The following is a 289-nucleotide window of genomic DNA, read 5'->3' on the forward strand; positions in this document are numbered from 1 at the left end:
CCCGGAGACGGGCATCGTCAACAACGACAAGGAGAAGTGCATCGGCTGCATGACCTGCGAGAAGAGCTGCCCCTACGGGCACCCTGTGCAGCTAGACGACGGCCTGTCTCACAAGTGCGTGCTCTGCTCCGACGAGAACCCGGAGGGCACACCGGATCCCACCTGCGCCAAGGCCTGCCCGGTGCGTGCGCTCGAGTTCGGCACCCTTTCTGAGCTGCGCGAGCGCCATCCCGAGGGCGTATCAGCTATCGGCGAGCTGACCGATGAGACCGGTCCGGCCGTAGTGTTC

1 protein-coding gene is annotated in these 289 nt (G+C 65.4%); it reads left to right on the forward strand.

Annotation, left to right across the window (positions count from 1 at the left end; translation table 11 throughout):
* The coding region (locus NE591_RS15355) for a 4Fe-4S dicluster domain-containing protein (RefSeq protein WP_256157114.1) at positions 1-289 on the forward strand (289 nt) is incomplete at both ends.

The sequence above is a fragment of the Adlercreutzia sp. DFI.6.23 genome (genome assembly GCF_024462535.1).
GTDB lineage: Bacteria > Actinomycetota > Coriobacteriia > Coriobacteriales > Eggerthellaceae > Adlercreutzia > Adlercreutzia rubneri.